The organism is Streptomyces laculatispora (assembly GCF_017353455.1).
Classification (GTDB): Bacteria; Actinomycetota; Actinomycetes; order Streptomycetales; family Streptomycetaceae; genus Streptomyces; species Streptomyces laculatispora.
The window spans coordinates 1-7,925 of sequence record NZ_JAFMPZ010000374.1 but is presented as its reverse complement, the minus strand read 5'-3'; the positions used below and the strand labels follow the sequence as shown (position 1 = coordinate 7,925).

At 69.6% G+C, this 7,925-nt stretch carries 8 protein-coding genes and 1 riboswitch; of the genes, 7 read left to right on the top strand and 1 reads right to left on the bottom strand.

Annotated features, from left to right (window positions below):
* Nucleotides 1-138: 138 nt before the first annotated feature.
* The gene (locus J1C73_RS19525; RefSeq protein ID WP_207317541.1) at nucleotides 139-2,484 is read right to left on the bottom strand and encodes a chitinase C-terminal domain-containing protein; all 2,346 of its coding nucleotides are present in this window, start codon (nucleotides 2,482-2,484) and stop codon (nucleotides 139-141) included.
* Nucleotides 2,485-2,748: 264 nt separating this feature from the next.
* Nucleotides 2,749-2,879: riboswitch (FMN riboswitch) on the top strand.
* Between the two features lie 155 nt (nucleotides 2,880-3,034).
* Between J1C73_RS19525 and ribD the strand changes: the two genes are divergently transcribed.
* The 7 genes from ribD to hisG form a co-directional block, all read left to right on the top strand.
* Complete coding sequence (gene ribD / locus J1C73_RS19520) at nucleotides 3,035-4,135, top strand: bifunctional diaminohydroxyphosphoribosylaminopyrimidine deaminase/5-amino-6-(5-phosphoribosylamino)uracil reductase RibD (RefSeq protein ID WP_207317540.1); 1,101 nt, start codon at nucleotides 3,035-3,037, stop codon at nucleotides 4,133-4,135.
* Nucleotides 4,136-4,753 carry a riboflavin synthase gene (locus J1C73_RS19515; protein WP_207317539.1) on the top strand — a complete coding sequence of 206 codons (618 nt, stop codon included), beginning with the start codon at nucleotides 4,136-4,138 and terminating at the stop codon, nucleotides 4,751-4,753.
* Nucleotides 4,750-5,394, top strand: a complete 645-nt coding sequence (locus J1C73_RS19510; protein WP_207317538.1) for a nicotinamide mononucleotide transporter family protein — start codon at nucleotides 4,750-4,752, stop codon at nucleotides 5,392-5,394. The genes J1C73_RS19515 and J1C73_RS19510 overlap by 4 nt, the downstream gene beginning before the upstream one ends.
* Nucleotides 5,391-6,689, top strand: coding sequence for a bifunctional 3,4-dihydroxy-2-butanone-4-phosphate synthase/GTP cyclohydrolase II (locus J1C73_RS19505; protein WP_207317537.1), 1,299 nt, complete (start codon nucleotides 5,391-5,393; stop codon nucleotides 6,687-6,689). Before J1C73_RS19510 ends, J1C73_RS19505 begins: the two co-directional genes overlap by 4 nt.
* Nucleotides 6,690-6,737: 48 nt before the next feature.
* The gene (ribH, locus tag J1C73_RS19500) at nucleotides 6,738-7,223 is read left to right on the top strand and encodes a 6,7-dimethyl-8-ribityllumazine synthase (protein ID WP_024493156.1); all 486 of its coding nucleotides are present in this window, start codon (nucleotides 6,738-6,740) and stop codon (nucleotides 7,221-7,223) included.
* Between the two features lie 33 nt (nucleotides 7,224-7,256).
* Nucleotides 7,257-7,529: a phosphoribosyl-ATP diphosphatase gene (locus tag J1C73_RS19495; RefSeq protein WP_018524273.1), complete on the top strand. Its 273-nt coding sequence runs from the start codon at nucleotides 7,257-7,259 to the stop codon at nucleotides 7,527-7,529.
* Between the two features lie 61 nt (nucleotides 7,530-7,590).
* Nucleotides 7,591-7,925, top strand: a 335-nt coding sequence (gene hisG, locus J1C73_RS19490; RefSeq protein WP_207317536.1) for an ATP phosphoribosyltransferase, incomplete at its 3' end; no start/stop codon positions are given.

The window sequence follows — 7,925 nt, the reverse complement described above, 5'->3', positions numbered from 1 at the left end:
GCGGACCAGGACGCGCTGTTCACACCGGTGCTGGGACGGTCCCGGCACCGTTGGCCCGCGTCCCGGGCGGAGCGGGGAGGGCCCGACGGTGACCGGGGGCGATCCGGTCACCGCCGGGCGGTGTGGGGGAGGGGTGGGTCAGCAGGCCCCTAGGTCCTGCCAGACCCCCCATTCACCGGTGGATCCGGGCGTGTCACCCTTCGTCCACCACTTGGCCTTCCACTGGTGCGAACCGTGGCTGACCGTCGCGCCGCCCCCGTACTCGGCCGACGCGCTCCAGGCCGCCGCGGCGCACGTGCCGCCGGTGGGTTCGGGGCTCGGACCGGTGGTGCCGGACGGGTCGGGCGACGGTGTGGTGCCGGTGCCCGGTTCGACGACCGTGGTGCCGCGGGCCAGGTCGGCGGCGAGCGCGTAGGACTGCCCGCCGAAGGTCACCGTCCAGTTCGACGGTGTGGACGTCGGCAGGTAGTAGACGAAGTCCACCTGCACCGAGGCGCCGGGCGCCAGACTCTGCCAGGACGGCAGTTTCAGCGAGACCCGGTTGTAGTCGCCCTTCAGCCCGCCGATGTTGTTGGCGGCGGTGTGGTCGCTGCGCACGATCGTGGTGCCGAAACCGGACTGGTCCTTGGCGTTGGCGGGTGCCGAAGTCGCGTAGTCGAACTGGAACTCGGTGCCGCCGGGCAGTGTCGCCTTCGTGTTGTTGGTGATCTTCAGCTTGGGGCTGATGGGGTAGTTGGAGTCGCCCAGCGGGAACTGGTCGAAGGACACGCCGATGTCCAGAGCCCGCGTCGGCATGCCGGTGGTGGCGCGCTTGGCGCCGTACGGCGCGGCCGACTTGAAGGTGTCGTACATCGTGGACGTGAGCGTGGAGCCCGGCTCGTACTGGCCCTTGGAGGCGTTCCAGTCGTAGTCGCCCGCCAGCTCCCAGATCATGGTGCCGCCGATGCCCTTGTCGGCCACGTAGCCGGCCTTGGCCTTCACCGACTGCTCGTCCTCGGTGGAGAGGAAGACCTTCTTCTCCGCGTTCCACAGCCAGGGCGCGACCAGCGTGGAGTCGTACTTGCGGACATAGGTGCCCGTCAGCTTCGTGTCCGCGGGGAATCCGTAGTCCGTGACGTAGTCGCCCACGACCCCCTTCTCCAGGTTCTTCGCGTGCCACATCGGGTTGGAGCCGGCCGGAGCCTCCTTGCCGTTGGTGTCCAGGTCGTGCCAGAGGTTGTCGATGCCGACGGCCCCGTCCCCGCACTTGGTCAGCCCCGCTCCGGCCGGGCAGTCGGTGGTTGCCGCCTTGCCCCACAGCCCGTCGGTGCCGCCCTGGACGTTCTTGAAGCCACGGGTGTAGTAGGGCAGCCCGATGTTGATCCGGCCGGACGGCATCGAACCGCGGAAGTAGTGGTAGGCCCAGTCGGTGTTGAGGTAGCCGGTGCCGCCGTACTGCGAGGTCGAGTAGACACTCGCCTGGGCGAGTTCGGCGTCCTTGCCGTCGTCGAACAGCGCCGCGTTCGGGCCGACGTACTCGTTCCAGGCGCCGTGCAGGTCGTACGACATGATGTTGACGTAGTCCAGGTACTTCTGGACCTGGAACGTCTCCATGCCGCGCAGCAGATAGCCGGACGAGGGCGCGGCGACGCTGAGCAGGTAGTGCTGCCCGTCGGCGGCGGACGCCCGGTCGAGCTTCTCGCGCAGGGTCTTCATCAGCGCGGCGTAGCTCTTGACCAGGCCGGCCCGGCGGGCGTTGGACAGGGTCCAGTCCAGCGGGTTCCCGGCGTCCTTCATGGTGGTCGGGTACTCGTAGTCGATGTCGACGCCGTTGAAGCCGTACTTCTTGATGAAGGCGACCGTCGAGTCGGCGAAGGTGTTGATTCCGGTCTGGTTGACCGAGCCGTCGGCGTTGGTGGCCATCGAGTAGAAGCCCCCGGATTCCACCCGCTTGCCGCTGTCGTCGAAGTAGCCGCCGGTCTCGGCCCAGCCGCCGACCGAGACCATCGTCTTCACGTTCGGGTACCGCTTCTTGAACTTGTTGAGCAGGTTGAAATGGCCCTTGTAGGGGAGGCCCGGGTCCATCTCGGCGCCCGCGACGCCTGGCCACGTCATAGCGGTGGAGGCGTTTTCCGGCCCGTCCGCACCGACCGAGATCTTGTTGGCCCCGTCGACGTGGGCGAACGCGTAGTTGAGGTGGGTGACCTTGTCCCACGGGATGTCGGAGGCGAGGTAGGCGGGTGTGCCGTCCTTGCCGGTGCGCCAGTTGGTGAAGTAGCCGATGACCCGGCGCGGGTGGTCGGCGCCCATCTTCTCGCGGCCTTCGGAGTCGTACACGGAACAGTACGGAACGGCGACGCCGGGCGTCTCGTACAGCCCGTCCGGGCGGCAGGACTCCTGGTCGGCGGCTTGCGACACGGTGGCGGAGAGCGATCCGATCAGCAGCGCGGCGACGGTGGCGCCGACTGCGAGGAGCGTGGCTCTCGCACGGGTGGGGGACAGCACGTTCGGTTCCTCCTGGGGAGGTCGGCAGAACACAACTGAACAAGGGGGCGGGTCGTGTCGGTTCCCCGGTGTGCGCACGCCGGGGAACCACTCCTCGGAGGTGACGCAGAGATTAAAAGGACTAGACCAGTGCGTCAATAGGTCTGGACCATTAATATGAGGGTGTCCGAAAAGAGCCTTGTCACGGGCTGTCTGTGAGCCACTCCACAGCGTTCACCTGTATGGGCCACGGCGAGTCGTGGCACACTGATCGTGTACCAGCAGCAGCGCACTCCGGGGTCGGTGCAATTCCGAACCGGCGGTTATAGTCCGCGACCCGTCCGCATCCAGTGGCCGGTTGACCAGGTGGGATTCCTGGACCGACGGTTAAAGTCCGGATGGGAGGCAGTGCGCGGCGGGCCGTTTCGCGGGTACGCCGCCGTCGGCGGATGGTTTTCGGGCGACCGATCCATCCGTTTTTCCGGCATTCGGCGTCCCCGTTCAGCGTTCCGCTTCATCTGTCGTCATCGACAGGCCCCGGAGTCCGTGCCCGAAGAGGCAGGAGGACCCGGTGGACACCGCAGCCGACACCACCGCAATGCGCCGAGCCATCACGCTCGCAGCCCGCGGTCTCGGCTCCACCAGCCCCAACCCGGTCGTCGGATGCGTCGTCCTCGACGCGACGGGCCGGCCTGCCGGCGAGGGCTTCCACCGGCGCGCCGGAGGGCCGCACGCCGAGATCCACGCCCTGCGCGCGGCAGGCGAGAAGGCCCGCGGCGGCACCGCCTACGTCACCCTCGAACCCTGTAACCACACCGGGCGCACCGGCCCCTGCGCCCAGGCGCTCATCGAGGCCGGGATCGCCCGCGTCGTGTACGCGGTCGGCGACCCGAACCCGCAGGCCACCGGCGGTGCGGACACCCTGCGCGCCGCCGGCGTCAAGGCCGAGCAGGGCCTCCTCGCCGAAGACGCCGAGCAGGGCAACACCGCCTGGCTGACCTCGATGCGCCTGGGCCGGCCCCATGTCACCTGGAAGTACGCGGCGACCCTGGACGGCCGGATCGCGGCCGCCGACGCCACCAGCCGCTGGATCACCTCGGCCGAGTCCCGCGCCGACGTCCACCGGCTGCGCGCCGAGGCGGACGCCGTCGTGGTCGGCTCCGGCACCGCCCGCACCGACGACCCCCACCTCGGGGTCCGGGGCATCGACGGCGCGGTCCAGCCGCTGCGGGTCGTCGTCGACACCGCCGCCACCGCCGTCCGGCCCGGTGCCCGGGTCCTCGACACCACCGCGCCCACCCTGATCGCCGTGGCCGACGACGCGGACGTCCGCCACCTCCCCGAAGAAGCCGTCCTGAGGCTGCCGCGCGCCGCGGCCGGCCCCGGACTCGACCTTCCCGCACTGCTCGACGCCCTCCACGGACGGGGCATCCGATCCGTACTCCTCGAAGGCGGACCGACCCTGGCCGGGGCCTTCGTCGCGGCGGGAGCGGTCGACCGGATCGTCGGCTACCTCGCCCCCATGCTCCTCGGCGCGGGCCCCGCGGCCCTCGCCGACGCCGGAATCGCCACTATCACCCAGGCGTTGCGCCTCCATGTGACCGAGACCGTGCGTATCGGCCCCGATCTGCGCATCACCGCCGTCCCCGGCCCTGCCCCGAAGGGAATCTGAGTGTTCACCGGAATTGTCGAAGAGCTGGGTGAGGTCACCGCCGTCGAGAACCTCGGCGACGCCTCCCGATTCCGCCTGCGCGGACCCGTGGTCACCGAGGGCGCCAAGCACGGCGACTCGATCGCCGTCAACGGCGTGTGCCTGACCGTCGTCGACCACGGCGAGCAGGAGTTCACCGCCGATGTGATGGCCGAGACGCTGAACCGGTCCAGCCTGGGCGCACTGCGGGCCGGCTCCCGGGTCAACCTGGAGCGGCCCATGGCGGTCGGCGGCCGGCTCGGCGGGCACATCGTGCAGGGGCACGTCGACGGCACGGGCCGCATCGTCGAGCGCAAGGTCTCCGAGAACTGGGAGATCGTGAAGGTCTCCCTCCCCGCGGAGCTCACCCGCTACGTGGTGGAGAAGGGCTCGATCACCGTCGACGGCGTGAGCCTGACGGTGGTGGACGCGGGACCCGACTACTTCACCATCAGCCTCATCCCCACCACCCTCGCCCTGACCACGCTCGGCCACAAGGAGCCCGGCGACCCGGTCAACCTCGAGGTGGACGTCATCGCGAAGTACGTCGAGCGACTGCTCGGCCACCGCGCGCAGGAGCCAGAGGAGCCGGTGAAGTGAGCGCCCTGCACTGGCTGAACTCGGAGGCGTTCAGCGTCTTCGGACAGCACATCATCTGGTCCGACATGCTCGGCAACACGATCGGTCTGATCGCGCTGACCCTGGGCTGGCTCCGCTCGATCTGGACCTGGCCCGCCCAACTGCTGTCCGGCGTCGTCCTGGTCGCCGCCAACGTCTCCGTGCACCAGGCGGGCAGTGTGGGCAAGCAGGTCGTCGTCATCGCCGTGGCCGTCTGGGGCTGGCAGCAGTGGACCCGGGGCAGGCAGCAGGCCCAGGACGGCTCCATCGCCGTACGGTTCGCCACCTGGCGCGAGCGCGGCTGTCTGCTCGGCGGAGCCGCGGTCGGCACCCTCGCCGTCGGCGGCCTGTTCACCGCGTTCCCCTCGCTCTCCTGGAGCCCGTGGGCGGACGCGTACATATTCGCCGGCACGCTCGTGGCGATGCTCGCCCAGGCCCGCGGCATGGTCGAGTTCTGGTTCGCCTGGCTCCTCGTCGACCTCGTCGGCGTACCGCTCAACTTCCACAGCGGTCTCGCCTTCTCCGGTCTCATCTACGTCGTCTACGGCGCCCTCGTCCTGTGGGGCATGCGCGACTGGTGGCTGCGTACGCGGACACCCGCTCTGGAAGGAGCCACGGCATGACTGCCCAGCCCACCTGGTTGCACCGGGAACACCACGCGCCCGACGAGGACCTCACCCTGGACCCCGTGGCGCAGGCCGTCCGCGACATCGCGGCCGGCCGCCCCGTCGTGGTCGTCGACGACGAGGACCGTGAGAACGAGGGCGACCTCGTCATCGCGGCCGAGAAGGCCACCCCCGAGATCGTCGCCTTCATGATGAGCGAGTGCCGCGGACTCATCTGCGCGCCCATGGAGAACGACGAGCTGGAACGGCTCGAACTCCCGCAGATGGTCGACCACAACACCGAGTCGATGAAGACGGCCTTCACCGTCTCCGTGGACGCCTGCGCCGCGCACGGCGTGACCACCGGCATCTCCGCCGCCGACCGGGCCACCACGCTCCGGCTGCTCGCGGGCGGCGCCGCCGGCCCCGGCGACTTCGTACGCCCCGGCCACATCTTCCCGCTGCGCGCCCGCTCCGGCGGTGTGCTCGTGCGCAACGGCCACACCGAGGCGGCCGTCGACCTCGCCCGGCTCGCCGGGCTGCGGCCCGCCGGGGCGATCGTCGAGATCGCGGGCGAGGACGGCGTCATGCTGCGCCTTCCGCAGCTGGTCCCGTTCGCCCGCAAGCACGGGCTCACGATCATCTCCATCGAGGACCTGATCGCCTACCGGCGCACCTGCGAGCCGACCGTCCGCCGCGAGGCCGAGGTCCGGCTGCCGACGGACTTCGGCGCCTTCACCGCTTACGGCTACCGCTCCACCGTGGACGGGGTCGAGCACGTCGCGCTGGTCCACGGCGACATCGGGGACGGCGACGACGTCCTGGTCCGGGTCCACTCCGAGTGCCTGACCGGCGACATCTTCCAGTCCGAGCGCTGCGACTGCGGCCCCCAGCTGCACGCCTCCATGCGGCGCATCACGGACGAGGGGCGCGGCGTCGTGGTCTATCTGCGCGGCCACGAGGGTCGAGGCATCGGACTCGTCTCCAAGCTGCGCGCGTACGAACTCCAGGAGCGCGGCGTCGACACCCTCGACGCCAATCTGGAGCTCGGCCTGCCCGCCGACGCCAGGGACTACGCGGCAGGCGCCCAGATCCTCAAGGATCTCGGCGTCCACAGCCTGCGCCTGATGACGAACAACCCCGAGAAGACCGCCGCGATCCTGCGGCACGGCCTGGCCGTCACCGGCCGGGAACCGATGCCCGTCCAGGCCGGCGAACACAATCTGCGGTACCTGCGCACCAAGCGCGACCGCATGGGCCACGACCTGCCCTGGCTCGACGCCGCCACCGTGTCGACCTGCGGCAACCAGTAGAACCGGCAGTCCCCAGCAGTCACCCGAGGAACGAGCGGTAGGAGAGACATGAGCGGCAAGGGCGCACCCGAACTGTCCGTACGCAACTGCGGTGACCTCCGTGTGGCGGTCATCGCCGCGCAGTGGCACGAGAAGGTCATGGACGGACTCGTCGACGGCGCGCTGCGCGCCCTGCACGAGCTGGGCATCGACGAGCCGACCCTGCTGAGGGTCCCCGGCAGCTTCGAGCTCCCGGTGGTCGCCAAGGTGCTCGCCGGGCGCGGATACGACGCGATCGTCGCCCTCGGCGTGATCATCCGCGGTGGCACCCCGCACTTCGAATACGTGTCCCATGGCGTCACCAACGGCCTCACCCAGGTCGCGGTCGACACCGGTGTGCCGGTCGGCTTCGGCGTCCTCACCTGTGACACCGAGGAGCAGGCACTCGACCGGGCGGGCATCGAGGGATCCAACGAGGACAAGGGGCACGAAGCGGTCACCGCTGCCGTGGCCACCGCCACCACACTGCGCTCGGTCAGCGAACCCTGGCGCTGAGTGCGGGGCCGGGACCCGTATTCTGAGGACATCATGGCGAACAAAACCTTCGAAGAGCTCTTCGCCGAGCTGCAGCTCAAGGCCGCCAACGGCGACCCCTCCACCTCCCGTACCGCCGAACTGGTGGACAAGGGCGTGCATGCCATCGGCAAGAAGGTCGTGGAGGAGGCCGCCGAAGTCTGGATGGCCGCCGAGCACGAGAGCAAGGACGCCGCAGCCGAGGAGATCTCTCAGCTGCTGTACCACGTCCAGGTGATGATGGTCGCGCGCGGAATCTCGCTCGACGACGTCTACGCCCATCTCTGAGCACGACCCCCGCACCCGCCCCGCATTCCACAGACCCCTTTCGCAAAGGAAACCCGACCTCATGCTGCGCATCGCCGTCCCCAACAAGGGTTCACTCTCAGGGCCTGCGATGGCGATGCTCCATGAGGCCGGCTACCAGCAGCGCAAGGAGTCCAAGGAGCTCGTCCTCGTCGACCCCGAGAACCAGGTGGAGTTCTTCTACCTGCGGCCCCGCGACATCGCGATCTACGTCAGCTCGGGCCGCCTCGACATCGGCATCACCGGCCGCGACCTGCTGCTGGACTCGGGTGCCGAGTCGGAGGAGATCCTCCAGCTCGGTTTCGCCCGCTCGACCTTCCGCTACGCCACCAAGCCCGGCACGGCCGTGGGCCCGCAGGACTTCGACGGGCTTGGTGG